Origin of the sequence: Streptosporangium heterodermiicola, assembly GCF_051390675.1 — a bacterium.
GTDB lineage: Bacteria > Actinomycetota > Actinomycetes > Streptosporangiales > Streptosporangiaceae > Streptosporangium.
Genome location: NZ_JBPJSR010000005.1, coordinates 415,203 through 438,725, shown reverse-complemented (window position 1 = coordinate 438,725; position 23,523 = coordinate 415,203). Strand labels below are relative to the sequence as shown.

The 23,523-nt window shown below is 70.1% G+C and carries 23 protein-coding genes; 14 read left to right on the top strand and 9 right to left on the bottom strand.

The window, feature by feature from the left end; translation table 11 throughout:
• Window positions 1–101 precede the first annotated feature (101 nt).
• Both ilvD and ACSC1Q_RS14325 read left to right on the top strand, forming a co-directional pair.
• Window positions 102–1,940, top strand: a complete 1,839-nt coding sequence (gene ilvD / locus ACSC1Q_RS14330; protein ID WP_436759184.1) for a dihydroxy-acid dehydratase — start codon at window positions 102–104, stop codon at window positions 1,938–1,940.
• An 81-nt stretch (window positions 1,941–2,021) separates the two neighbouring features.
• Window positions 2,022–2,504 (top strand): helix-turn-helix transcriptional regulator, encoded by a 483-nt coding sequence (locus tag ACSC1Q_RS14325; RefSeq protein WP_436759183.1) that lies wholly within the window; start codon window positions 2,022–2,024, stop codon window positions 2,502–2,504.
• A gap of 137 nt (window positions 2,505–2,641) precedes the next feature.
• On the opposite strand, the gene ACSC1Q_RS14320 is transcribed toward ACSC1Q_RS14325, so the two are convergent.
• The 3 genes from ACSC1Q_RS14320 to ACSC1Q_RS14310 all read right to left on the bottom strand — a co-directional run bounded on the left by ACSC1Q_RS14320 (window position 2,642) and on the right by ACSC1Q_RS14310 (window position 4,595).
• Window positions 2,642–2,860: an FmdB family zinc ribbon protein gene (locus ACSC1Q_RS14320; protein WP_436759182.1), complete on the bottom strand. Its 219-nt coding sequence runs from the start codon at window positions 2,858–2,860 to the stop codon at window positions 2,642–2,644.
• A 70-nt stretch (window positions 2,861–2,930) separates the two neighbouring features.
• Window positions 2,931–3,752 carry a GNAT family N-acetyltransferase gene (locus ACSC1Q_RS14315; protein ID WP_436759181.1) on the bottom strand — a complete coding sequence of 274 codons (822 nt, stop codon included), beginning with the start codon at window positions 3,750–3,752 and terminating at the stop codon, window positions 2,931–2,933.
• A 333-nt stretch (window positions 3,753–4,085) separates the two neighbouring features.
• Window positions 4,086–4,595, bottom strand: a complete 510-nt coding sequence (locus tag ACSC1Q_RS14310; protein WP_329084484.1) for an HNH endonuclease — start codon at window positions 4,593–4,595, stop codon at window positions 4,086–4,088.
• Between the two features lie 318 nt (window positions 4,596–4,913).
• Between ACSC1Q_RS14310 and ACSC1Q_RS14305 the strand changes: the two genes are divergently transcribed.
• The 7 genes from ACSC1Q_RS14305 (at window position 4,914) to ACSC1Q_RS14275 (ending at window position 10,946) form a co-directional block, all read left to right on the top strand.
• On the top strand, window positions 4,914–6,986 hold the full coding sequence (locus tag ACSC1Q_RS14305) for a prolyl oligopeptidase family serine peptidase (RefSeq protein WP_436759180.1): 2,073 nt from the start codon (window positions 4,914–4,916) through the stop codon (window positions 6,984–6,986).
• A gap of 211 nt (window positions 6,987–7,197) precedes the next feature.
• Window positions 7,198–8,001, top strand: coding sequence for a helix-turn-helix domain-containing protein (locus ACSC1Q_RS14300; RefSeq protein WP_436759179.1), 804 nt, complete (start codon window positions 7,198–7,200; stop codon window positions 7,999–8,001).
• A gap of 74 nt (window positions 8,002–8,075) precedes the next feature.
• Window positions 8,076–8,423: a VOC family protein gene (locus ACSC1Q_RS14295; RefSeq protein ID WP_436759178.1), complete on the top strand. Its 348-nt coding sequence runs from the start codon at window positions 8,076–8,078 to the stop codon at window positions 8,421–8,423.
• Window positions 8,424–8,830: 407 nt separating this feature from the next.
• Window positions 8,831–9,070, top strand: a complete 240-nt coding sequence (locus ACSC1Q_RS14290; RefSeq protein ID WP_436759177.1) for a hypothetical protein — start codon at window positions 8,831–8,833, stop codon at window positions 9,068–9,070.
• A gap of 12 nt (window positions 9,071–9,082) precedes the next feature.
• Entirely contained in the window at window positions 9,083–9,223 is a 141-nt protein-coding gene (locus ACSC1Q_RS14285) for a hypothetical protein (RefSeq protein ID WP_436759176.1), read from the top strand.
• Window positions 9,224–9,424: 201 nt separating this feature from the next.
• Window positions 9,425–10,798 carry a hypothetical protein gene (locus tag ACSC1Q_RS14280; protein WP_436759175.1) on the top strand — a complete coding sequence of 458 codons (1,374 nt, stop codon included), beginning with the start codon at window positions 9,425–9,427 and terminating at the stop codon, window positions 10,796–10,798.
• Between the two features lie 16 nt (window positions 10,799–10,814).
• Complete coding sequence (locus tag ACSC1Q_RS14275; RefSeq protein WP_436759174.1) at window positions 10,815–10,946, top strand: hypothetical protein; 132 nt, start codon at window positions 10,815–10,817, stop codon at window positions 10,944–10,946.
• A gap of 174 nt (window positions 10,947–11,120) precedes the next feature.
• On the opposite strand, the gene purU is transcribed toward ACSC1Q_RS14275, so the two are convergent.
• Window positions 11,121–11,975, bottom strand: coding sequence for a formyltetrahydrofolate deformylase (gene purU / locus ACSC1Q_RS14270; protein WP_436759173.1), 855 nt, complete (start codon window positions 11,973–11,975; stop codon window positions 11,121–11,123).
• A gap of 166 nt (window positions 11,976–12,141) precedes the next feature.
• Between purU and ACSC1Q_RS14265 the strand changes: the two genes are divergently transcribed.
• Window positions 12,142–12,600: an NUDIX hydrolase gene (locus ACSC1Q_RS14265; protein WP_436759172.1), complete on the top strand. Its 459-nt coding sequence runs from the start codon at window positions 12,142–12,144 to the stop codon at window positions 12,598–12,600.
• A 327-nt stretch (window positions 12,601–12,927) separates the two neighbouring features.
• On the opposite strand, the gene ACSC1Q_RS14260 is transcribed toward ACSC1Q_RS14265, so the two are convergent.
• Both ACSC1Q_RS14260 and ACSC1Q_RS14255 read right to left on the bottom strand, forming a co-directional pair.
• Window positions 12,928–13,422, bottom strand: a complete 495-nt coding sequence (locus ACSC1Q_RS14260; RefSeq protein WP_436759171.1) for a GNAT family N-acetyltransferase — start codon at window positions 13,420–13,422, stop codon at window positions 12,928–12,930.
• Window positions 13,419–14,990: an NsdA family TPR-like regulatory protein gene (locus ACSC1Q_RS14255; RefSeq protein WP_436759170.1), complete on the bottom strand. Its 1,572-nt coding sequence runs from the start codon at window positions 14,988–14,990 to the stop codon at window positions 13,419–13,421. The genes ACSC1Q_RS14260 and ACSC1Q_RS14255 overlap by 4 nt, the downstream gene beginning before the upstream one ends.
• A gap of 341 nt (window positions 14,991–15,331) precedes the next feature.
• Between ACSC1Q_RS14255 and ACSC1Q_RS14250 the strand changes: the two genes are divergently transcribed.
• The 4 genes from ACSC1Q_RS14250 to ACSC1Q_RS14235 all read left to right on the top strand — a co-directional run bounded on the left by ACSC1Q_RS14250 (window position 15,332) and on the right by ACSC1Q_RS14235 (window position 19,315).
• Window positions 15,332–15,616: a hypothetical protein gene (locus ACSC1Q_RS14250; protein ID WP_436759169.1), complete on the top strand. Its 285-nt coding sequence runs from the start codon at window positions 15,332–15,334 to the stop codon at window positions 15,614–15,616.
• 513 nt (window positions 15,617–16,129) lie between these two features.
• On the top strand, window positions 16,130–17,155 hold the full coding sequence (locus tag ACSC1Q_RS14245) for a mechanosensitive ion channel family protein (RefSeq protein ID WP_436759168.1): 1,026 nt from the start codon (window positions 16,130–16,132) through the stop codon (window positions 17,153–17,155).
• Between the two features lie 19 nt (window positions 17,156–17,174).
• A complete protein-coding gene (locus ACSC1Q_RS14240; protein WP_436759167.1) occupies window positions 17,175–17,573 on the top strand; it encodes a globin in 399 nt (132 codons plus the stop codon).
• Window positions 17,574–17,773: 200 nt separating this feature from the next.
• The gene (locus ACSC1Q_RS14235) at window positions 17,774–19,315 is read left to right on the top strand and encodes a glycoside hydrolase family 13 protein (protein WP_436759166.1); all 1,542 of its coding nucleotides are present in this window, start codon (window positions 17,774–17,776) and stop codon (window positions 19,313–19,315) included.
• A gap of 272 nt (window positions 19,316–19,587) precedes the next feature.
• On the opposite strand, the gene ACSC1Q_RS14230 is transcribed toward ACSC1Q_RS14235, so the two are convergent.
• From ACSC1Q_RS14230 to ACSC1Q_RS14220, 3 genes are all read right to left on the bottom strand, one after another.
• Window positions 19,588–20,028 carry an acyl-CoA thioesterase gene (locus ACSC1Q_RS14230; RefSeq protein ID WP_436759165.1) on the bottom strand — a complete coding sequence of 147 codons (441 nt, stop codon included), beginning with the start codon at window positions 20,026–20,028 and terminating at the stop codon, window positions 19,588–19,590.
• A 143-nt stretch (window positions 20,029–20,171) separates the two neighbouring features.
• On the bottom strand, window positions 20,172–21,836 hold the full coding sequence (ettA, locus tag ACSC1Q_RS14225) for an energy-dependent translational throttle protein EttA (RefSeq protein ID WP_436759164.1): 1,665 nt from the start codon (window positions 21,834–21,836) through the stop codon (window positions 20,172–20,174).
• Between the two features lie 60 nt (window positions 21,837–21,896).
• Window positions 21,897–23,153 carry a GGDEF domain-containing protein gene (locus tag ACSC1Q_RS14220; RefSeq protein ID WP_436759163.1) on the bottom strand — a complete coding sequence of 419 codons (1,257 nt, stop codon included), beginning with the start codon at window positions 23,151–23,153 and terminating at the stop codon, window positions 21,897–21,899.
• Window positions 23,154–23,523: the final 370 nt, after the last annotated feature.

Below are 23,523 nucleotides of genomic sequence, written 5' to 3'. Positions count from 1 at the left end.
GTGGTCACGGACCGGACGTCTCGTGTCGCGGACAGGCGTCTCACGCACCGGGCGGTAGCCGTACCATTTGTAGACACGGTTTCGATGATGGGAGAAGCCTCATGCCCGCCCTCAGGTCTCGTACGGTCACTCACGGCAGGAACATGGCCGGGGCCCGGGCCCTGCTCCGGGCGACGGGTGTGGCGGGTGAGGACTTCGGGAAACCGATCATCGCCGTGGCCAACAGCTTCACCCAGTTCGTCCCCGGGCACGTCCACCTCCGCGAGGTCGGCGACGTCGTCGCCGGCGCGATCCGCGAGGCGGGCGCGATCCCGCGCGAGTTCAACACGATCGCGGTCGACGACGGCATCGCGATGGGCCACGGCGGCATGCTCTACTCGCTGCCCAGCCGGGAGCTGATCGCCGACGCGGTCGAGTACATGGTCAACGCGCACTGCGCCGACGCGCTGATCTGCATCTCCAACTGCGACAAGATCACCCCGGGCATGCTGCTCGCCGCCTTCAGGCTCAACATCCCCACGGTCTTCGTCTCCGGCGGGCCGATGGAGGCGGGCAAGACCCCCAACGGCAAGCTCGACCTGATCGACCCGATGATCGCCGCCGCCAACGACGCCGTCTCCGACGCCGAGCTGCTGGAGATGGAGGAGAACGCCTGCCCCACCTGCGGTTCGTGCAGCGGGATGTTCACCGCCAACTCGATGAACTGCCTCGCCGAGGCCATCGGCCTCGCGCTGCCGGGCAACGGCACGATCCTGGCCACCCACAAGGCGCGCAGGAAGCTGTTCGAGGACGCCGGGCGCCAGCTGGTGGAGATCACCAAGCGCCACTACGAGCAGGACGACGAGACGGTCCTGCCGCGCGCCATCGCGACCAAGGACGCGTTCGAGAACGCCATGGCGCTGGACGTGGCGATGGGCGGCTCCACCAACACGATCCTGCACATCCTGGCCGCGGCCCGCGAGGCCCAGGTCGACTTCGGGCTGAAGGAGATCAACGAGATCTCGCTGCGGGTGCCCTGCCTGTGCAAGGTCGCCCCCGCCACGGCGAAGTACCACGTCGAGGACGTCCACCGCGCGGGCGGCATCCCGGCGATCCTCGGCGAGCTCGACCGGGCGGGCCTGCTCCACCGCGACGCGTACACCGTCAACGGCGGCACCCTGGGCGACTATCTCGACGACTGGGACCCCCGGTCGCCCGAGGTGCTGCCCGAGGCGCTGGAGCTGTGGCACGCGGCCCCCGGCAACGCCCGCACGATCAAGCCCTTCTCCCAGGGCGCCCGCTGGGAGGAGCTGGACCTCGACCGCGCCGAGGGCTGCGTGCGCGACTCCGAGCACGCCTACACCCGCGACGGCGGCCTCGCCGTCCTGTACGGCAACATCGCCACCGAGGGCTGCATCGTCAAGACCGCCGGGGTCGACGAGTCGATCTGGAAATTCGAGGGCCCGGCCGTGGTCTTCGAGTCGCAGGACGACGCGGTCGAGGGCATCCTCAACAACAAGGTCAAGGCCGGCGACGTCGTGGTGATCCGCTATGAGGGGCCGAAGGGCGGGCCCGGCATGCAGGAGATGCTCTACCCGACCTCGTTCCTCAAGGGCAAGGGGCTGGGCAAGGACTGCGCGCTGGTCACCGACGGCCGCTTCTCCGGCGGCACGAGCGGGCTGTCCATCGGCCACGCCTCCCCCGAGGCGGCCGAGGGCGGCACCATCGCCCTCGTCGAGGACGGCGATCTCGTCGCGATCGACATCCCCGGCCGTTCGATCGAGCTGAAGGTCGCCGAGGACGAGCTGGCCGCCCGCCGCGAGAGGCTCCTCGCCGACCTGGGCGGCTACCGGCCGCGCGACCGCCAGCGCCAGGTGAGCGCCGCGCTCCAGGCGTACGCCGCGCTCACGACCTCCGCCTCGACCGGCGCCTCGCGCGACCTGTCACAGCTGTCCCGCTGACCTGGGCTTCCTGTCGGGTAGAGATGCCTTACCCGACAGGAAGTTCGAAAAAATGTCGGTGCTCGGACGTATTATCAGGGTATGGCTGATGTCATGAAGCTCACCGCCCCGCTGACGACCGCCGAGATCGCCGCCCTCGCCCTGTCGATGGCGCATCTGGGGTCGGGTCCGCAGGCCAACGCCGCCCGCAGCGGCCTGCGCCACGCCTTCGAGCAGATGGAGCTCGAAGACGACATCGTCGCCACCACCCTGGCGACCCTCACCGAGCCGATGTCCGCCCCGACCGCCGACCGAGCCCGGACGATCGCCACCGCCATCACCTCGGGTCTCGTCATCCGCCTCCACTACCAGGACGTCTCCGGCCGGGTCACCGTCCGCGACGTCGACCCGGTGACCTGCATGGTCCACCGCGAATACTGGTATCTCGTCGGGATGTGCCGCCTGCGCGGCGCGATCCGGGCGTTCAGGTTCGACCGGATCATCGCCACCGAGCCCACCTTCGTGCCGGCCCGCCCGCACCGGGCCGAGGCGTTCCTGCCCTTCCAGGGCAAGCGCGCCGCCTGACCGTCACCCCCGCCGGCCTCGCGAGCCGGCGGGATTCGTCCGATCTGTCACCCGGCGGTGCTAGCCGGGCCGGGTGGCAGACCTCGGAGGGGATTTCCTGCCGCGACGATTCCTCGCCGGGATTCCGATGGCGGCGCCTAGCCGCAGCAGCCGCCTCCGCAGCACCCGCCGCCACCGCCGGAGGGCTGGGGCGCGGAGGAGCCCGCGGAGCCGCCGGTCACGGCGACCGTGGAAAGCAGCTTGACGGTGTCGTCGTGGCCGTCGGGGCAGAGCGCGGGCTCGCCGGAGCGGGCCATCGGTCGGGAGATCTCGAAGGTGGACCCGCAGGCGCGGCAGCGGAAGTCGTATCGGGGCATGCCCCCAAGGTTACCCAGGTTGCCCGGATCGCTCACGCGAAGACGATGGAGGCGTGGTCACCGGCCTTCCTCACGCGAAGGTGATGGAGGCGTAGTCGCTGACCGGCCGATAGCCGATCGCCTGATAGATCGAGTTGGCCGTGGGGTTGGACAGGTCGGTGAAGAGCAGCGCCTCGGCGGCGCCCTCGGCACCCACCCTGGCGCTCACCGCGTGCGAGACCGCGGTGCCGTAGCCCTTCCCGCGAGACTCGGGGGGCGTGTAGACCGGGCCGATCCGGGACATCCCGCCGAGGGGCACGGAGGCCCCGGCGAACGCGACGGGCCGCCCGCCCGCCTCCCACACGACCAGCTCCCGCCTGGCGATCCGGCTCGCCACCAGCGCGGTCAGATCGACGGGCGCGACGCCTTCGGCCTCGGCCTGGAACGCCTCGCTCCACCGGACCAGGAGATCGAGATCCGCGGCGTCGGCGACGCGGGAGGCCCCGCCCGGCAGGGGGTCCGGGGAGGCGAGCGCGTCCAGGCGGTAGAGGCGCTCGGCACGGCGCCCCGCCTCGGGCCGCCACCAGGAGGCCGCGAACGCCTCGGCCAGCGGGAGCGGGCCGCTCACGCCGGAGATCACCCTCTCCGCCTCGATCAGCTGGGTGGCGAGCTCCGGCACGACGTCGGCGGGGATCGCGGGGAGCAGGAGGGCGTGGGGAGGAGTCTGGATGGCCGCCGCCACGACCTGGCCGTCGCGCTCCAGCCGCCCCAGCAGCGGGTCATCGCCCCACAGGCCGTTGCGTATGGCGCGCAGGACCGTGAGGGGGACGGTGTTGCGAACCGGGTCCCGCAGCAGCCAGGGCTCCGCCACACCCGTGTACGCCTCGACATCGGAGGTGAAGATCCATGTCATGAGGTGATTGTGCCGATCGTGGATCTTCCGCGCCAGCGGACAGGGCCTGGCGCGCGGGCGGGGCAGGGCGGCCACGGCCGGAGGTGGGCGGGGCAGGGCCGCCTGACGTGGGCAGGGCGGGGGCGTTCGCGGATGGAGGTGCGCGAGCGGTGAACGCGGGGACGAACCGCCTGGGTGGGGAGCGCGGGGACGAACCGCCTGACGCGGGGAGCGCGGGGACGAGTTGCCCGGCGCGGGCAGGGCGGCCGTGGCCGTCGCGGCCGCCTTCGGGAAGGCGGCCGCGACGGCCCTGTCAGCGGATCCCGGCCCTCGGGCCCGCGGGTGTCCCGGCCCTCAGGCCGCGCTCTCCGCGAGGTAGGGCGCCCACTGGGGGTCACCGACGATGTGCGCGCCGATCAACCGCCAGTGGACGCCGCGTGGCACCACCGGGGCGACGTTGAGCGTCCACCCCAGCTCCTCCAGCATGCGGTCGGCCTTTCTGTGGTTGCACGTCGTGCACGACGCGACGCAGTTCTCCCAGGTGTGGGGGCCGCCTCGCGAACGCGGGATGACATGGTCGATGGTCTCCGCCCGCTGGCCGCAGTAGGCGCACCGGTAGTCGTCCCGGCGCATCAGCGCGGTCCGGGTCAGCGGGATCCGCGACCGGTATGGGATCCGGACATATCGTCGAAGCCTGATCACCGAGGGGACGTCGAGCGTGCGGCTCGCCGAGCGGAACACGGCGCCCCGCCCGTCACGGTGCACGACGTCGGCCTTCTCCCTGAGCACGAGCACGACGGCCCGGTGCAGGGAGAGCGTGGTCAGGGGTTCGTAGGTGGCGTTCAAGAGCAGGACCTGGCGCATCAGCGGGCCTCTCCCGCCGCACGACGCGTCAATCGGGGGGGCACGCCGATGCGTGCCCCGGCTGGCGGCCCCTCCTGGGGCCCGGGCGCTTCCGTCACGAGGACCTCCGCCGGACGGCCCAGCGGATGCTCACCACGGCACCGTCCTTCACCAAGTTTGGCTGTTTCAACGTGGTTCTCGCCACCCATAAATGACTGGAGAGACACCTGGTACGTTTTATGCCCGCATTACCAGTTCTTAACTCCTCCCGTCGCAGATCAGATACGCCGCCCGCGCAATGACCACGTCCCGCGGCCCGGAGGTCGTAGGGTTCCTGCCATGACGCGACAGCCGTACCCTCCAGCCAGCCGTCTCGAGCTCGTCGAGGAGCTCCACGGTGTGCCTGTTCCCGACCCCTATCGATGGCTTGAGGACCCGGACGACCCGGCGACGAAGGACTGGCTGGTGGGGCAGGAGAGGCTGCTGGAGACCGGGCTGGACGCCCTCCCTGGGCGTGAGGGTTTCAAGGCCCGGATCGCGGAGCTGCTCGGCTCGGGGTCGATCGGCGCGCCGACGTGGCGCGGGGAGCGGCGGTTCTTCATGCGGCGCACCCCCGGGCAGGAGCACGCCGTCCTCTACACCGTCGATCCCGGCGGCACCGAGCGGGCGCTGCTCGACCCGATGACGCTCGACCCGACCGGGTTGACCACCCTCGACTCCTGGCAGCCCGACAAGGAGGGCCGCCTGCTCGCCTACCAGGTCTCGGTGGGCGGTGACGAGGAGTCGAGCCTCTACCTGATGGACGTCGCGTACGGCGACCGGATCGAGGGTCCGATCGACCGCTGCCGCTACTCCCCCGTGGCGTGGCTGCCCGGCGGCGAGGCCTTCTACTACGTGCGCAGGCTGCCCGCCACCGAGGTGCCCGAGGGTGAGGAGCAGTACCACCGCCGGGTCTACCTGCACAAGGTCGGCACCTCCACCGAGGAGGACGTCCTGATCTTCGGTGAGGGCCTGGAGAAGACCAACTACTACGGGGTGGCGGTCTCCCTCGACGGCCGCTGGCTGCAGATCTCCGCCTCCAGGGGTACGGCGCCGCGCAACGACCTGTGGGTGGCCGACCTCCAGGCGTCCTCCCACTCCTCGCCAGACCTGGTCGTCGTCCAAGAGGGCGTCGACGCCCAGAGCGCCCTGCACTTCGGCCGCGACGGCCGCCTGTACGTCTTCACCGACCGGGACGCCCCGCGTGCCCGCGTCTGCGTGACCGACCCGTCCGACCCCCGGTTCGAGAACTGGCGCGACCTGATCCCGCAGGACCCCGAGGCCGTGCTGTCGGACTTCGCGATCCTCGACGGCCTCGACCGGCCGGTCATGCTCGTCGGCTGGACCCGCCACGCGATCAGCGAGATCACGGTCCACGAGCTGGTCACCGGCGAGCGCGTCGGCGAGGTGCCGACCCCGGGGCTGGGCACCATCGGCGGCATCAGCGAGCGCCCCGAGGGCGGTCACGAGGCCTGGTTCGGCTACACCGACAACACCACGCCGCCGAGCATCCAGCGCTACGACGCCCGCACCGGCGAGACGACGCTCTGGGCGGCCTCCCCCGGGGCCATCGAGGTTCCGGCCGTCAAAACCGAGCAGGTGACCTACCGCTCGGCCGACGGCAGCGAGGTCCACATGCTGGTGATCTCCCTCCCCGGCGCCGAGGGCCCGCGCCCCACCGTCCTGTACGGCTACGGCGGCTTCGGCATCTCGATGACCCCCGGTTACTCGGCGTCCGTCCTGAGCTGGGTCGAGGCGGGCGGCACGTACGCCATCGCCCAGCTGCGAGGGGGCGGCGAGCAGGGCGAGGAGTGGCACCGGGCCGGGATGCTCTCCCACAAGCAGAACGTCTTCGACGACCTGCACGCGGCGGCCGAGCACCTGATCGCCACCGGCGTGACCACGGCCGCGCAGCTGGCCATCTCCGGCGGCTCCAACGGCGGCCTGCTGGTCGGCGCGGCCCTGACCCAGCGCCCCGAGCTGTACGCCGCGGTGGTCTGCTCGGCGCCGCTGCTCGACATGATCCGCTACGAGCTGTTCGGCCTGGGCGCGACGTGGAACGTCGAGTACGGCACCGCCGAGAAGCCCGACGAGTTCGCCTGGCTGCACTCCTACTCCCCGTACCACCACGTGCGGGAGGGCTTGTCCTACCCGGCGACGCTGTTCACCGTCTTCCAGTCCGACACCCGGGTCCATCCGCTGCACGCCTGGAAGATGTGCGCCGCCCTGCAGCACGCCCAGGCCTCGGAGCGGCCGATCCTGCTCCGCAACGAGGCGGAGGCCGGTCACGGGGCCCGCGCGGTGAGCAAGACCGTCGAGCTCGCCTCCGACCAGCTCACCTTCCTCGCCTACCACACCGGGCTCACCTCCTGAGGACCCGGGAAGGGTGTACGGGTTCCCCGGCGGCGGGCCGGCGTCGTGAGACGAGGACGGCCATCGCGTGATCCTTCGAGCCTTCCGAGCCTTCGAGCGCGACGTGCGAGATCGAGGGAGATCGAGGGAGAGGGGCGCGATGGCCGTACCGGACGGGGTGGGCCTCGCGGCCGGTCGGCGAACTGTCGGTGGCGGTGGCTAGGGTCGGGGCGTGGACGACGCGGCGGCCGAGGGCCTGACCTTCACGGAGAGCGAGCCGGGGTCCTTCCTGCGGCCGTATGTCACGCATCTGTCGGCCTACACCGAGCGTCGCGCCGCTCCCACGCCCCGGCGGCAGTCGCCGTTCGCCGGGGTCGTCATGATCTTCGGGTTCGGCGAGCCGCTCACGCTGAGCGGGCCCGCGGGGGTCCGGCGGCTGGCCTCGTTCGCCGGTGGCCTGCACGACACCTACGTCGACACCACCACGGCCGGGGTCGCCGAGGGGGTGCAGGTCAACCTCACACCGCTCGGGGCGAGGCGGCTGCTCGGGACGCCCATGCGGGAGCTGACCAACCGGATGGTCTCGCTGGAGGAGGTGCTCGGGGGCTGGGCCACGGCCACGGTCGAGCGGCTGGCGGAGGCCCCCGGCATGGCCGCGCGGATCGCCCTGCTGGACGAGGCGCTCAGCGGGCGCGTCGCCGAGGCGCCGGGGCCGGACCGGCGCGTCGACTGGGCGTGGAGCCGCCTGGTCGCCACCCGCGGCACGGTGTCGGTGGCCTCGATCGCCGCCGAGCTGGGGTGGAGCCACCGGCACCTGGTCTCCCGCTTCCACGACCAGATCGGGCTGGCGCCGAAGGTCGTGGCCAGGGTGTTGCGCTTCGAGCACGCCACTAGCCGCCTGAGGTCTGGCATGTCCCTGGCCGAAACCGCCGCCACCTGCGGTTACTACGACCAGGCCCACATGAACCGCGATTTCCGGGCCATGGCCGGAGCCACTCCCCGCGAGCTGGTGCCGCCTTCGCCCGCCCTCGGGTGATCAGGTCAGATTTTTCCAAGCCCCATCACTCCCGCCGGTGACATCGTGGTGGTCACCACACGGGAGGAGAGAACATGCGAACGGTATATCCACTGGTCAGCTACCGCGACGCGGGCAAGGCCATCGACTGGCTGGTCCAGGCGTTCGGTTTCGAGGTCCACCAACTCGTCACGGACCCTGACGGGGGCGTCCGCCACGGGGAGCTGACCGTCGGCACCGGAATGATCATGACCAGTACGGGCGAGCCTGGCGGGCCGGGGATCTACGTCGTCGTGGACGACCCCGACGCCCACCACGCCGGGGCCGTCACGGCCGGGGCGGAGATCACCAGGGGGCTGGCCGACCAGGACTACGGCTCGCGGGATTACGCCTGCAAGGATCCGGAGGGCAACGACTGGTACTTCGGCACGTACCGCCCCTGACCCGGCGACCGTCGCACCCGGGTTCCAACGCGGCGGTTCCGGAGCAGTGGTTCCGGAGGGGGTCCGGAGGGGTGGCTCCAACGTGGCTGTCCCGGAGGGATGGTTCCGGAGGGGCACGGGACGGTGAATCCCGGAGAGGCGGCCCCGGGGTTCCGGAGGATTCGTCCGGGTCTCGGCCGCCGCGACCACCTCGTCCCAGCGCGCGCCGTGACGGGCCCCGACCCGGACCCGCGCCCATCCCGCCATCCTTCCCGCGACCGGCGGGAACGCCTCGGAGCTCGCATGATCTGGACGGGAAGGTTACGTCAATGATCAGAGCTTTGCCGTTGATTGTCGAGCCGAGGGTGTCGGGCCTGAAACGGCCAATCGTAATGTGACGACTACCGTGAAAAATACGGAGCGTCGACATGCCTGGCACACCGAGTACGCGAACAACGCCTCCTTCGCCACCGGTCGTCACACCGGTCACGGAGGCGGCGGTCGTCGCGGCCTCCGTACGACGAAACCACGCCGGGCACGCCCTGGCGGGTGACGCGGAACGCGTCGCGTGTGCCGCCCGGGCCACGGCCACCGGCCACCCGCCGTGGGAGCCGGCCCACGTCTTCCGCGACCGGCTCGGCACGCCCGGGCGAGGGGTGGACCGGTGAACGGCCGCGCCGGTGCGGCCGTCCACCGGCTCCCCGACCCGGCTGACGCGCCACGTCGGGTTCGTGAAGCGGGTCGTGCCCACGCACGACGACCCGTTCGACTTCTGCCGCCGGGCGCTGCCCGGCCGCGGGCGGGTGCCGCTAGACCGCTGAGGAAGCTTCCAGAACCCCGAGCACCGCGACTTCGCCTACCGGGACAGGAGCCGCCGGGGTCGCGAGATGTGCGTCACGCCGAGGGTGATCCCGGCTGTGGCCGCGCCGCGACACGTTGCGGGAACTCAGCGGGTTCGAGTCCCGGCGCGCCCTGGCGACCTGGGACGAGACCCCGGAACTACTGCTCAAGGAGACCCGGCGATGAGCGTTCCGATGGACATCGCGCGGCGGGTGGCGGACGCGGTGCTGTACGAGGGCTACCTCCTCTACCCCTACCGCGCCTCGTCGGCCAAGAACCAGGTGCGCTGGCAGTTCGGGGTGCTCGTACCACCGGGGTTCACCGCGACCGCCGAACATCCGGCCAGCGTGACCGAATGCCTCCTCGAAGGGGCCACGTACGCCGTGGCGCACCTGAACCTGCGTTTCCTGCACGTCAGGACGCGCGGCGTCGAGCGCGCCGAGGACGACGGCTACTGGCCGGTCCAGCAGCTGCGGAACGGCCACCGGACCTATCTCACCTTCGACGAGGCGACCGAGCGGGAGGCGGAGGTGACACTCCCCATCGCCGGCCTCCTCGGCGCCCCCGAGCGGGTGATCGAGGTGCGTATTCCCGGAGACCGCGTGGTCGAGCCGATCGTGGCGCCGTCCGGGGAGGTGATAGGGCGTCTCGTCTCCGAGCACCTGCCGCTGCACGCCGCGCTCAGGATCTCCGCCGAGCTGATGCCCGGACCGTACGGCCTGGTCAAGTTGCGCGCCCGGGTGGAGAACACCGATGACTGGCGACCGCTGGGCGCGCCGCGCGAGCAGGCGCTGCGGCACTCGCTGGTCTCGGCGCACCTGATCATCGCGGTGACCGCCGGGGCCTTCGTCTCCCTGCTCGACCCGCCGGAATGGGCGCGGCCCGCCGTGCAGACCTGCCGCAACGAGCGCACCTGGCCGGTACTCGTGGGCGAGCCCGGCCACCGGGACGTCGTGCTCTCCTCGCCGATCATCCTCTACGACCACCCGGACATCGCGCCGGAGAGCCCCGACCCCCTGTTCGACTCCACGGAGATCGACGAGATGCTCCACCTGCGCACGCTCACCCTCACCGGCGAGGAGACCCCGGAGACCGGGGAGACCGACCCCCGGGTGGCCGAGCTCATCGACATGGTCGGCAGCATGCCGCCCGACCTGCTGGAACGGCTCCACGGCGCGATCCGCTCGGTGGAGACGGCCGGCGAGCGGCAACCTCCCGCGCCCCCGGAGACCGGAGAACCCCAGGACCGGGAGGAGGCGCCCGCGCCCTGGTGGGATCCGGCCGACTGGGATCCGGCCGACGACACCGCGGTCTCCCCCGAGACCGGCAGCGTGACGGTCGCCGGGGTGGCCGGGCGTGAACCGGCCGCCGACAACCCCGCCGGGCACGGACCGGCTCCGGCATCGGCCGCAGAATCGGAACCGGCCACGCCCCGGGAACCGGCCACGGACCGAGAATCGGCGAGGAAGGCGGCCACGGAGAGGTCGGCCTCCGAGGGATCGGCCGGAGGTCCGCGGCACGACCGCCCGCTCGGCGACGGGGAGGTGGGCGCGTGAGGATCCCGGTGGCCGGGTGGGAAACGTCTTCCTCGGCGACGACGGCTTCGAGGTCGCGGTGGTCAGGCACCTGACCGACGCCGACGCGCCTGGCGGGGTCAAGATGCGTGACTTCGGCATCCGGGGGTCCGCCTGGCGTACGAGCTGACCGGCGGAGGATATGACACCACGATCCTCGGCCCGCCCGGCACCCTGTACGCACTCGAACCGTCGGCGGGCTCCGCGCCGGGATCCCTCGTCGACGCGCGGCCGCTGGACGTGCCGCGTACGAAAGACGACCGTCTCGCAGCCGCCGAACGGCACGCGCCGCTCGACCGGCGCGCTAGCGGGGAAAGACGATCGTCTTGTGGCCGTCGAGCAGGACACGCTGCTGGGTGTGCCAGCGGACGGCGCGCGCCAGGGCCTGGCACTCGACGTCGCGGCCGATGGCGGCGAGGTCCTCCGCGGAGTGGGTGTGGTTGACCCGGGCGACCTCCTGCTCGATGATCGGGCCCTCGTCGAGGTCGGCGGTCACGTAGTGCGCGGTCGCGCCGATCAGCTTCACGCCGCGGGAGTGCGCCTGGTGGTACGGCTTGGCGCCCTTGAACGACGGCAGGAACGAGTGGTGAATGTTGATCACGTTGCCCGCGAGCTTCACGCAGAGGTCCTCCGACAGCACCTGCATGTAGCGGGCGAGCACCACCAGATCGGCCCGGTAGTGGTCGACCAGGGTCAGGATCTCCTGCTCCTGCCTGGGCTTGGTCTCGGAGGTGACCGGCAGGTGGTGATAGTCGATGCCGTACGACTGGGTCAGCGGCCGCAGGTCCGGGTGGTTGGAGACGACCGCGACGATCTCGATGTCGAGCAGGCCGGAGCGCGTCCGGTAGAGGAGGTCGTTCAGGCAGTGGCCGAACTTGCTGACCATCACCAGCACGCGCGGCTTGACGGAGACCTCCCGCAGCTTGAAGTCCATGCCGAACTCGGGGGCGAGCGCGGCGAAGGCCTCGCGCAGCTCCCCGTCGGGCAGCGCCGAGGCGAACTGCACCCGCATGAAGAACCGCTCGGACACGACGTCACCGAACTGCTGGCTCTCGATGATGTTGCATCCCCGCCCGGCCAGGAGGCCGGAGACCGCGGCCACCACACCGGGACGGTCCGGGCAGGACAGCGTCAACACAAACTCGGCCCTGGAACTCATGCCTTCACCCTTGAGCTTGAGAGGTCGGATCGTACGATGCTTCCACCTGACGTGGGCAGAGTACAGCGAATCCCCCCGCCACACCCGGCGGTCCGGCACGTGGCGGGCCGGGAGCCGCCAAGGTCGCCGGAGGCCCGGCCCCGGCGGCTGGTAGCGTCCCTGGCCCATGGACGACCCTCAGCCGAACGACAGGCCCGCGGCCCGGGTGATCTGTGTGGACGGCTCCGGCCGGGTGCTGCTCATGCACTGGCGCGACCCCTCCGGCGGCCGGAGCCTGTGGGAGCCGCCGGGCGGCGGGATCGACCCGGGTGAGACCCCCCTCGCCGCCGCGCGGCGCGAGCTCACCGAGGAGACGGGCCTGCCGGGCGAGGCGGTGCTGGACCGGTGGGTGCCGGTACGCCGGGATTTCCGCTGGATCGGCGTCCACTACGTCAAGACCGAGCGGTTCTATCTGGCCAGGTTCGGGGGCACCCCCGAGGTGGGCGCGGGGGCCTTCACCGCGGAGGAGAACATCACCTATCTGGGGTCCGGCTGGTTCTCACCGGCGGAGATGGCCGATCTCCCCGACTTCCTGGAGCCTCCGGACCTGCCGGAGGTCGTCTCCCGGATCACCCGGCTGGGGTGACCCGGCCACCGGCCCCGATCGGGACCGAGGGCACGGCCGGGACCGAATACACGGGGGCGGCCGAATGAGCGGGCGCAAAAGGCCCGCACGGCCCCCGATCCGCGAGATCGAGGACCGCCTGCCGTCAGAGGGCGATTCTTCCGGCCGGAAAGAATCTCATCCCTTGTGGATGGCGCTGGCGACGCCGCCGAGCCTGGACACGCCGGTTTTGTGGACAATGATCTTTTTCATCGCACTCACCAGAGAATAGCGGTAGGTACGAAGAACAATTATTCTCACGTTTTCGAAATAAGCAACACTCATCGGTAAAGCAGCCTAAATTTCAGATCATTTAGTTAAAGAGGACATAGCGGCTACCAGGTCCTTTTCTCCGTAAATCACCACAGATCCCCCTCGCTCTTCCCGGCGAATCTCGCGCCATCCGAACTTGCGATAGAGCTCCATCGCCGCGAGCTGATTCAGGGTGGTGTCACCACGAAGGCGTACATAGCCGAGTTCCAGAGCCCGAGCCTCCAGTGCGAGGACCATCTGGGCACCGAAACCGCGACGCTGGAACTCCGGATGGACCCGCATGCGGCACATCTCGGCGGTCTGGTCGTCGACGCGACGGAGACCGCCCATCGTGGCGACGCGCCCGTCGGGCATCTCCCCCACGAGGAACTCACCCCGGTCGGCGAGATAGATCTCGTGGATCCTCGGGAAGTCGTCCTCGTAGTAGACACCGTCTCCCGGCGCGAGACCGACCTGGGCGAGGCATATCTGGTGGAGTGCCCAGACGGCTTCGAGGTCGGACCAGCGATAACGCCGAAGCCTCGGCTTCAACTGCCACTCCTGTCGGCCACCGGATCCTCCGTCGACGCGCTGCGGCTGCGCAGCGATTCCATGTAGGTCTTGAGCTTGGGATGGCCGGGGGCCTTCACCTCGACCTGTTTGCCCACCTCGTGGGCGCGTTGCATGAGGATGTCGGGCCGGCAGGCCTCGTCGAGACCCGAGACCGTACGCTGGGCGATCTCCAGCGCCTCGTCCACGTCACCCTCAAGGATCTTGCACTGGGCCCGGTCGAATCTGATGAAGGTCGGGTCGAGCCAGTCGGTCGGGCCGTACTTGGTGAGCGCCTGTTCCAGGATGAGGTCGGCCTCCATCGCCTGCCCGAGCTTGACCAGCGCGTCTCCCTGGTGGAAGTAGAGCTGGCGCTCGGTGTAGCCGAAGGTCGAGTCGTCCTGGTCCGCGGCGGCCATCTGGGAGAAGGCCGCCCTCGCCCTCGACAGCGCCCGCTTCGCCTGGTCGACCACCTCCTTCTTGCCCGAGCCCGACATCATCGCGAGCGCTCGGGCCTCGACCACCGGGGCCATCGCCTGGGCCGCGCAGGGCGTCTGCCCGGCCAGGTCACGGCTCTTCTTGGCGAGGTTGAGCGCCTCGCGCGGATCGCCGTAGTAGAGCGGGACCAGGGCCTCCCTGGCCGTGACCCACGCCCTCAGCGCCCGGTCGCCGGTCTCGTCCGCCGCGGTCCTGCCGGTCCTGAAGAAGGACCGGGCGAGCCGGTGGTCACCGAGGTTGACCATGATCATGCCGCTCAGACCGGCGAGCTGCGCCGCCATGCGGCACAATCGTTCCTGCAGGTCGACCGGCTGGCGCCGCTCCATGGCCTTGCGCACCGCGGCGAATTCGAGCATCACGTCGCACAGTAGCCTGAGCGGGGCGGTGTTCGCGTACTGGCGGCCGAGGCCGATCGTGGACTCCTCCCACTGGTCGAGCATCGCGGGCGAGACGGTGGCCGAGACCAGCGTGTCGTCCATCCTCCTGCGCATGCTCTCCACCGATCCGAGCACCTGCCCGTCCAGTGCGATGGCGCCGCCGCCCAGGAGTTGTAAAAGCGTCCTCCGTAGCACGTTCTCGTCCTCCTCACCCCCGTCCGCGGAATGATCGAAGCCGATCGGCTGGATCAGCAGCTCACGCGGACCAGGGGAAGTGTCGGGTCTTCCGTCCTGGAGATCCCCCCGGACGACACCGGGCATCTTGTGGCCGTGGCCGCAGATGCACGGGCCGTCGTACCCGAGGGAGGCGGGTTCGACCCGGTAGGCGGAGCACAGGTAGTGCAGGTATTCGGGGCCGGGCCGCTTCAGCCCGCTCTCGTACGCGGACAGGAGCGTCTCACCGATGCCGGGGGCCGCCTTGCCGTCGCGCTCGAACAGCGCCCGTATCTGCTCGATGACGTCCGCGAGAGCGACTCCGTGCGCGAGACGGTGACCTTTAATGCGAGTGGTCCCGAATTGCGAACTGCACTTTTCGTAGATTTCCTCGGCTATCTGCGCCGAGGACTTCCCGGCGGCCAGGCCACGGGCCCGGACCTGCCGCGCTAACTCTGTCTCCCTGTGCTGCCTGCCGGACATACCGGCCCCTCTCTCGTGGCCAGCCGGGCTGGCTGGCACACTGGTCCCGACCGGTCCTCTCTCCCTATGACTCAGTGTGATCTTTCCGTCGCACTGCGCCTACCGAGAATGATGGACCACGTTTGACTCATCCGGAACGCGCTAATAAAGCCGCTGACTAAGAATCGTCCCCCGAGGGACTGTTTCTTTCAACCTACTTGGCATATCGCCCACCCTGAACTGGGTTTTCCCCGAATTGACCCGTAGGGCCACCGTGAGTCATCTTTGGCGAGCAGCACCGTAAGCGTGATCGAACGAACACGATTCGATGCCGGCAAGCCGAGACCACGAGGAGGGACGAGGTGGGTGAAGACGATTTCCGGCACCTTGAGCGGCTGGTGACGGAGCTTGACTGCCGCGGGCTGCACGCCCGCGTGGTGCGGACCCACTCGGGCCGTGCGTTCGTGCGCGTGATCAATCCGAAGGCGACCAGCCTGGCGGAGAACGTCACCTGCCGGGCGCAGGCCACCCCCAGCCATCGGGATTGGTATTACTGGTGGTCCTGGGGTGAACGAATGCACACGGCGGAGGATCCCGCCGGTGCCGCGACCAAGGTCGCACGCGTACTCGCCGCGGTAGGAGAGTGAGGTGAGCGGCACAGCGGGCCTTCACCCGCCCGATGTGCCGCGCCTGCCGCGGCTCGGCGGAGCCGGCGGGGTGACCGGTGCGGAGCGTCCTCGGACGCTGGGCACCCCGCCGGCTCCGAATCGTCCGGCCGGCACGCGCGAACTCCCACCCGCGGAAACCCCTCCCGAAAATGTCGGGAACGCCGGGAACGCCGGGAACGCGGCCGGAACGCGAAGGCTCCCGCGAGCCGGAGTCCACGAACTGCTGTAAAGCACAGGCTGCCGTCCGGTCTCTCGTCCGGGCGGTGACCGGAGGGATCCCTTTCGGGAACGGTACGGGACACGCTTCCGGGTGCGTGTCCCGTCCGGGTCGTCCCGTCACCGGGGCATCCGGGTCCGCCCCCGCGGCCCTAGACCAGGATGTCCCCGTCTTCCCCGGCGTGATGTGACGGAGGCCGGTTCGATCGGCAATATGGATGGGTCGCACGACTCATCCGGTCCGCCGGTCGATCCGATCCGAGAGGGATCCACTCCGTGTTCCTGCTTTCCCCCACGCCCACCCCCGCCCCCAGCGTCACCTCGACCTCAGGTCCGGGAGTCGTCGTCGAGAACCTTCTCGACATGAGCGCGGGCTTAACACAGGGGTGCGGGAACGGCGGTGGGGTAATCTGCGACTTCGTGAAGATGCTCGTGCCCGCTGCCGTCGACTGGGTGGCCCCCGTGATCGCGGGCCTGATCGCCATCACGCTGGTCGTGGTCATCGCGCTGATCCTGCGCAACGTGGCGCACCGGCTGATCGGCCGGGTGGTGCGCAGGGCGTCCACCGAGCGCGCGTCCCTGGCGGGGCGGCTGCGCGGCAGGGAGACGGTCACCCCCGAGGGCCTCGACGCGATCGTGGCCGAGCGGCGCAGGCAGCGGGCCGAGACCATCGGCTCGGTGCTCAGGCACGTCGCCTCGATCATCATCCTGGGCACCGCCGTGCTGACCGTCCTCGAACGCCTCTCCGTTCCCATCGCCCCCCTGCTGACCAGCGTCGGCATCCTGGGCGTGGCGATCGGCTTCGGCGCCCAGGAGCTCGTCAAGGACTTCATCGCCGGCATGTTCATGCTCCTGGAGGACCAGTACGGCGTGGGCGACGTGATCGACGCGGGCGCCGCGATCGGCACCGTGGAGGCGGTCACCCTGCGCATCACCCGCCTGCGCGACGCCGACGGCCGGGTCTGGTACATCCGCAACGGCACGATCACCCGGGTCGGCAACGAGTCGCAGGGCTGGTCGCGCGCCACGGTCGACGTGCCGGTGGCCTACGCCTCCGAGATCCCGGTGGTCCGCGACCTGCTCAAGGAGGTCGCCGACGAGATGTGGAACGAACCCGCCTTCCGTGACTCGATCATCGTCGAGGAGCCGCAGGTCTGGGGCATCGAGCAGATCTCCGACACCGCCATCATCTTCCGGGTCAGCGCCAAGACCATCCCCTCCCGGCAGGCGGAGGTCGCCCGCGAGCTCCGCCTGCGGATCAAGGCCGCCCTCGACCGGGCCGACATCACGATCGCCGCCTGACGTCAATTAGGCTGGAGCCGTGTCCGCTACCCCCGAGGAATCCCAGTCCTTCTACGACGCCGTCGGCGGCGAGGAGGCCTTCAGGCGTCTGGTGCACCACTTCTACCAGGGGGTGGCGGCCGATCCGATCCTGCTGCCGCTGTACCCCGAGGACGACCTCGAAGGCGCCGAGGAGCGGCTCCGCCTGTTCCTCGTCCAATACTGGGGGGGTCCAAACACCTACAGCACGCAGCGCGGCCACCCCCGGCTGCGGATGCGGCACAACCCGTTCGTCATCCGCTCGGCCGAGCGCGACGCCTGGCTCCGGCTGATGCACGACGCGGTGCTCTCCCTGGAGCTCCCCGACGACCTGGAGAAGCGTCTCTGGGACTATCTCGTGTACGCGGCGCACAGCATGGTCAACGCCCCCGACGCGTGAACCGCTTCTCGACCGGCTCGTGAACCACGGCCCGGTCAGGGCCCCGGAGGCGGGGACCACCCCGCATGACCAAGGTCCCCGGCGTCACAACGTGGCCGGGGATCATGACGCGCGGACCGGCGCGTGTCAACGTCCCCGGCGCACAAACACCGCACGGCCCGGGGCCGCGACGCATAAACACCACCGAGCGGGGGCAACCCATGCACATGGAAACCCCCTGGTGGCGTGACGCCGTCGTCTACGAGATCTACGTTCGCAGCTTCGCCGACGCCTCCGGAGACGGCGTCGGCGACCTGCCCGGCATCAGGCAGCGCCTGCCGTACCTCGCCGAACTCGGCGTGGACGCGATCTGGCTGACCCCCTTCTACCGCTCTCCCATGGCCGACGGCGGCTACGACGTGGCCGACTACCGCGACGTCGACCCGCTCTTCGGCACGCTCGCCGACTTCGACGAACTCGTCTCCGAGGCGCACCGGCTCGGGCTGCGGGTGATCGTCGACATCGTCCCGAACCACAGCTCCTCCGCCCACGAGTGGTTCCAGGCCGCGCTGCGGGGCGAGGGACGCGACCGTTACGTCTTCCGCGACGGCGGGGACCTGCCGCCCAACAACTGGCAGTCGACCTTCAGCGGCCCGGCCTGGAGCAAGACGCCCGACGGGCAGTGGTATCTCCACCTCTTCGCACCGGAGCAGCCCGACTTCAACTGGCGCAACCCCGAGGTGCACTCCGAGTTCCTGGACGTGCTGCGCTTCTGGCTCGACCGGGGGGTGGACGGGTTCAGGATCGACGTGGCGATGGGCCTGTACAAGGCCGAGGGGCTGCCGGACACCCCGCCGGAGGGCCAGGCGTTCAAGGCCGAGTCGCCGATCTGGGGGCGGCCTGAGGTGCACGAGGTCTACCGCGACTGGCGCAAGGTGCTCGACTCCTACGAGGGCGAGCGGATGGCGATCGGCGAGGTCTGGACCGACTCCGCCGAGGATCTCGCGCTGTACGTCCGCCCCGACGAGCTGCACCAGAGCTTCAACTTCGCCTGGCTGGAGGCGCCCTGGTCCGGGCCCGCGTTCAAGAAGATCATCGATGACACGCTGGCCGCCGTGACCGCTCCGACCTGGGTGCTTTCCAACCACGACGTGGTCCGCCACGTGACCCGGTACGGCAACGGCCTCACCAACTCCACGACGGGCCTCTCCCGGGCCCGTGCGGCCCTGCTCGCCATGCTCGCCCTACCGGGTTCGGCATATCTCTACCAGGGGGAGGAACTGGGCCTCCCCGAGGTGAAGGATCTTCCCCCGGAGGCTCGTCAGGACCCCATCTTCGCCCGTTCCAAGGGAGAGCTGCCCGGCCGCGACGGCTGCCGGGTCCCCCTCCCCTGGTCCGGCGTGGCCGAGCCGTACGGCTTCTCACCCGAGGGGACACGCCCCTGGCTGCCCCAGCCGGTCGAGTGGGTCGTGCTCTCCGCCGAGCGCCAGTCGAACGATCCCGGCTCGACGCTGAGCTTCTACCAGGAGGCCCTGCGCGCCCGCCGCGAGCTGCGCGGCACGCTGCCCGACGAGATCACCTGGCTGGACGCCCCCGAGGACGCCCTCATTTTCAGCCGGGGTCCCCTGACCTGCGTCATCAACTGCGGCTCCGAGCCGGTGCAGCTGCCTCCGCACGAGCGCGTCCTGATCGGCAGCGCCCCGGTGGACGGTCACCTGCTCCTGCCGGACACCGCGGCCTGGCTGTACACCCCCGGCGCCTGAGACTCCCGGTGCGCCCCGCCCCCCCATGACGGGCGGGGCAAGCCCCCACCGGACAGGCGAACGCGCCACGGGCGGGAGGTGCCGCGTACCGGACAGACGGGCACGACGCGAGCGGGCAGGCGGGGCGGACGCGTCATGGGTGGACAGGCGGACGCGCCACGGAGGTGGCGACGGTTCCGCGAGCCGTTCCGCGCGGAGGACCGGGCGGGTGCTTCACCGGCGGACGGCGCCCGCCTCCGCGACCCCGCCCCCGGCCCCCGCTCCCCGGTCTCTCAGGCGTCGGCGAACCTGCTCAGATAGGCGAGCTCATCCTGGTCGAACCGTCGCGGGGAGGCCCTCGCCACGTCGTAGGCCACGAGCACCGAGCGGGCCTTGACGAAGATCTCCTCATCGTCGCGGATCTCGTACGCGAGGGTGAAACGCACCGGCCGGATCTCCGTCACCCATGACTCCACCCGGACCGGATCGGGGCGGAAGGTGAGGGGACGCAGGTAGTCGATCTCGTGCCGGGCGACCACTAGCCCCTTGAACGGCTCGTTGCCCTCGCGGTGGGGGTCGACATGGAACAGCGCCAGCCGCGCGTCCTCCAGATAGTCGAGGAACCGCACGTTGTTGACGTGTCCCAGCGAGTCGATGTCGGCGAACCTGACGGCCCTGGGGAACACATGCCGGTGACCACGGCCGACGCCGTCCGCGATTCTCTGTCCAAACACACCCAGAACCGTAGCGAGCCCCCGGTGCCCGCCGCACGGCGGGGCATCGGGGGCTCGTCAAGCGCGCCGGTCACTTCCGGCCGGGACCGCGCCCGTCGCGGGCGGGCCCGGGCCGGAGACCGGACCGGTCTCCGGGACCGGGATCAGTCGCGGGTGAGCTTGCGGTAGGTGACGCGGTGCGGCCGGGCCGCGTCGGCGCCCAGGCGCTCGATCTTGTTCTTCTCGTAGTCGGCGTAGTTGCCCTCGAACCAGAACCAGTTCGAGCCCTCTTCCCAGGCGAGGATGTGGGTGGCGATGCGGTCGAGGAACCACCGGTCGTGCGAGGTGATGACCGCGCAGCCCGGGAACTCCAGCAACGCGTTCTCCAGGCTGGAGAGCGTCTCGGTGTCGAGGTCGTTGGTGGGCTCGTCGAGCAGCAGCACGTTACCGCCCTGCTTGAGGGTGAGCGCCAGGTTGAGCCGGTTGCGCTCTCCGCCGGACAGGATGCCCGCCTTCTTCTGCTGGTCCGGGCCCTTGAACCCGAACGCCGCGATGTAGGCGCGGGACGGCATCTCGACCTGGCCGACCTTGATGTAGTCGAGCCCGTCGGAGACGACCTCCCAGACGTTCTTCTTCGGATCGATCCCGCCCCGGCTCTGGTCGGCGTAGGAGAGCTTGACGGTGTCGCCGATGACGATCTCGCCGCTGTCGGGCGTCTCACTGCCGGTGATCATGCGGAACAGGGTCGTCTTTCCGACACCGTTCGGGCCGATGATGCCGACGATGCCGTTACGCGGGAGGTCGAAGGAGAGGCTCTCCATCAGGACCCGCTCCTCGAAGCCCTTGGTGAGCTTCTCGGACCGGATGACCGTGGTCCCCAGGCGCGGGCCCGGCGGGATCTGGATCTCCTCGAAGTCGAGCTTGCGGTGCTTGTCGGCCTCGGCGGCCATCTCCTCGTAGCGCTCCAGACGCGCCCGGCTCTTGGTCTGGCGGGCCCTGGCGTTGGAGCGGACCCACACCAGCTCCTCCTCCAGGCGCTTCTTGCGCTTGGCGTCCTTCTGGCCCTCAAGCTTGAGCCGCGCCGCCTTGGCCTCCAGGTAGGTGGAGTAGTTGCCCTCGTAGGGGTGGCAGCGGCCCCGGTCGAGCTCCAGGATCCAGTTGGCCACGTTGTCCAGGAAGTAGCGGTCGTGGGTGACGGCCAGGACGGTGCCCGGGTATTTCTCCAGGTGCGACTCAAGCCACTGGACACTCTCGGCGTCGAGGTGGTTGGTGGGCTCGTCGAGCAGCAGCAGGTCGGGCTGCTCCAGGAGCAGCTTGCAGAGGGCGACCCGGCGGCGCTCACCACCGGAGAGCTGGGTGACCTCGGACTCCGGCGGGGGGCAGCGGAGGGCGTCCATCGCCTGCTCCAGCTGGCTGTCGAGATCCCAGCCGTTGCGGTGGTCGAGGGCGTCCTGGAGCTTGCCCATCTCGTTGAGGAGCTCGTCGCTGTAGTCGGTGGCCATCAGCTCGGCGATCTCGTTGAAGCGGTCGAGCATCGCCTTGGTCTCGGCGACACCCTCTTCGACGTTGCCGAGGACGGTCTTGGATTCGTTGAGGGGGGGCTCCTGCTGGAGCATGCCGACGGTGAAGCCGGGCATGAGCCGGGCGTCGCCGTTGGACGGCTGCTCCAGGCCCGCCATCATCTTCAGCAGCGTCGACTTTCCGGTGCCGTTGGGGCCCAGGACACCGATCTTGGCGCCCGGCAGGAACGACAGCGTCACGTCGTCGAGGACGACCTTGTCGCCGTGCGCCTTGCGCACGCGCTGCAGTGTGTAGATGTACTCCGGCATGCCTTTAGTTTAGGGCCTGGGGAGTTCAGCTATGGGCGGCCCGGGACAGGGCTTGGGAGTTCAGCCGGGAGCGGCCTCGGATCCCGGCCTGCGGGCCGGGGGCACGACGGTGGCGGGCAGGCAGATCTGGTCGCGGCCGAGCTCCTTCGCCCGGTAAAGAGCGAGGTCGGCCGCGGCGAGCAGCTCGATCAGGTCGTCTCCGTGCACACTCATGATCGCGACACCGACCGAGATGGTCACGGTGATCATGTTCTCGTCGGCGGGAACCGCCATCCGCCCCACCCGGGAGCGCAGCCGCTCGGCGACCCTGCGGGCCTCGGTCACGTCGGCCCTGGGCAGCAGGACGACGAACTCCTCGCCGCCGAACCGGCCCACCACGTCGTAGTCGCGCAGCTGGCTGCGGATCGTGTCGGCCACCCCGACGAGCACCTGATCGCCGATCAGGTGGCCGTAGGTGTCGTTGACCCTCTTGAAATGATCGATGTCGACGATCAGCAGCGCGAGCGTCTCCCCCGTGCGGCGCGCCCTGACGATCTCAGTGTCGGCCTCCCGCTGCCAGGCCGCGGCGTTCAGCAAACCTGTCTTGAGATCGGTGCGGGCCGCCGCCTGGAGCTGGGCGTGCAGCAGGCTGCGCTGCAGCAGCACCACCGGGGGCAGCGCCAGGACCAGCAGGGCCAGGTTGAGCCCGCAGGTGATGGAGACGAGGACGCCGAGACAGAGCTCGACGACGTCGAGGAGCAGGTTCTCCCGGTTCCAAAGGACCTCCCGCCAGCGGCTGTCGGGGTCGGCGGTGTGCGCGGCGACGGCGATCAGCGCGGTGTTGATCACCGTGAACAGGACCGCGCAGCCGATGGCCACGAGGATCGGCCCTCCCTCGCCCCTGGTCAGCGCGTTCAGGTCGCCGACCACGGCGTGGAAGAGCAGGGAGGCCGCGCAACCGGCCAGGCCGATCGCCGCGGAGCTGACGACCCGCCGGTAGACCACCGTCGCGCGCACCCGCTTCTGTAACAGGAACTGGAGCGGGATGGGTGCCAGGAGCGCGTAGAGGGGCGGGAGGAGCAGTGCGGCGGGCAGCCACCAGGCGGAAAGCAGATCACGGTAGACGCCCGCGGGCATGCCGAGTCTCCGGGTCGCCTCGATGCACACGGCCCCGCACGCCATCAGCGCGGTGAAGGTCAGCACATCGGACCAGCGGAAAACACCGGTTATCGAGAAAAACGCGATCGCGGCGAGATCCAGCGCTACTATCCCGCAGAGGTAGCCGACCAGCGGGCGACGCTGCCCCAGCAGGGGCCACCGATCGACCAAGGGTGTCATGCCGTCGCGCGGTTTGACCGACGTGTGACTGGGAGCCGCCATGTCGTCCCCCTCTCCGACTAACGATGTGTAACACAATAGTTGCGGAGTGTGCGACGCGCGATGGTAACCGCTACCTTTGACAGAGTGAGTCAGCCCACCGGTTGACTCACGTCTTGGAAACCGCTCGCTCGCGAGCGGGCCGTGTGGGAAAGGAGCAAGCCATGCTGCGGGGCGTGACCTGGACCTAACAGGTGTCTCGGCATCTGACACGGGCAAGACCATCGGCCGGTTATCTCGGCGTCACCGCGCTGCCGCGGCGAGACACCGACCGCGTCCGGCCGATGCCCCCTCACTCAGCCCGCACCAGGCCCCCTCTCCGCGAGGCCCC

Excerpts from the sequence above, each read along its gene's own strand:
- ACSC1Q_RS14290 (WP_436759177.1), top strand. The coding sequence starts at position 8,831 with ATGCCTGGCACACCGAGTACGCGAACAACGCCTCCTTCGCCACCGGTC.
- ACSC1Q_RS14255 (WP_436759170.1), bottom strand. The coding sequence starts at position 14,990 with ATGTCCGGCAGGCAGCACAGGGAGACAGAGTTAGCGCGGCAGGTCCGG.
- purU (WP_436759173.1), bottom strand. The coding sequence starts at position 11,975 with ATGAGTTCCAGGGCCGAGTTTGTGTTGACGCTGTCCTGCCCGGACCGT.
- ilvD (WP_436759184.1), top strand. The coding sequence starts at position 102 with ATGCCCGCCCTCAGGTCTCGTACGGTCACTCACGGCAGGAACATGGCC.
- ACSC1Q_RS14305 (WP_436759180.1), top strand. The coding sequence starts at position 4,914 with ATGACGCGACAGCCGTACCCTCCAGCCAGCCGTCTCGAGCTCGTCGAG.
- ACSC1Q_RS14220 (WP_436759163.1), bottom strand. The coding sequence starts at position 23,153 with ATGACACCCTTGGTCGATCGGTGGCCCCTGCTGGGGCAGCGTCGCCCG.
- ACSC1Q_RS14310 (WP_329084484.1), bottom strand. The coding sequence starts at position 4,595 with ATGCGCCAGGTCCTGCTCTTGAACGCCACCTACGAACCCCTGACCACG.
- ACSC1Q_RS14315 (WP_436759181.1), bottom strand. The coding sequence starts at position 3,752 with ATGACATGGATCTTCACCTCCGATGTCGAGGCGTACACGGGTGTGGCG.
- ACSC1Q_RS14280 (WP_436759175.1), top strand. The coding sequence starts at position 9,425 with ATGAGCGTTCCGATGGACATCGCGCGGCGGGTGGCGGACGCGGTGCTG.
- ACSC1Q_RS14295 (WP_436759178.1), top strand. The coding sequence starts at position 8,076 with ATGCGAACGGTATATCCACTGGTCAGCTACCGCGACGCGGGCAAGGCC.
- ettA (WP_436759164.1), bottom strand. The coding sequence starts at position 21,836 with ATGCCGGAGTACATCTACACACTGCAGCGCGTGCGCAAGGCGCACGGC.
- ACSC1Q_RS14325 (WP_436759183.1), top strand. The coding sequence starts at position 2,022 with ATGGCTGATGTCATGAAGCTCACCGCCCCGCTGACGACCGCCGAGATC.
- ACSC1Q_RS14320 (WP_436759182.1), bottom strand. The coding sequence starts at position 2,860 with ATGCCCCGATACGACTTCCGCTGCCGCGCCTGCGGGTCCACCTTCGAG.
- ACSC1Q_RS14235 (WP_436759166.1), top strand. The coding sequence starts at position 17,774 with ATGCACATGGAAACCCCCTGGTGGCGTGACGCCGTCGTCTACGAGATC.
- ACSC1Q_RS14265 (WP_436759172.1), top strand. The coding sequence starts at position 12,142 with ATGGACGACCCTCAGCCGAACGACAGGCCCGCGGCCCGGGTGATCTGT.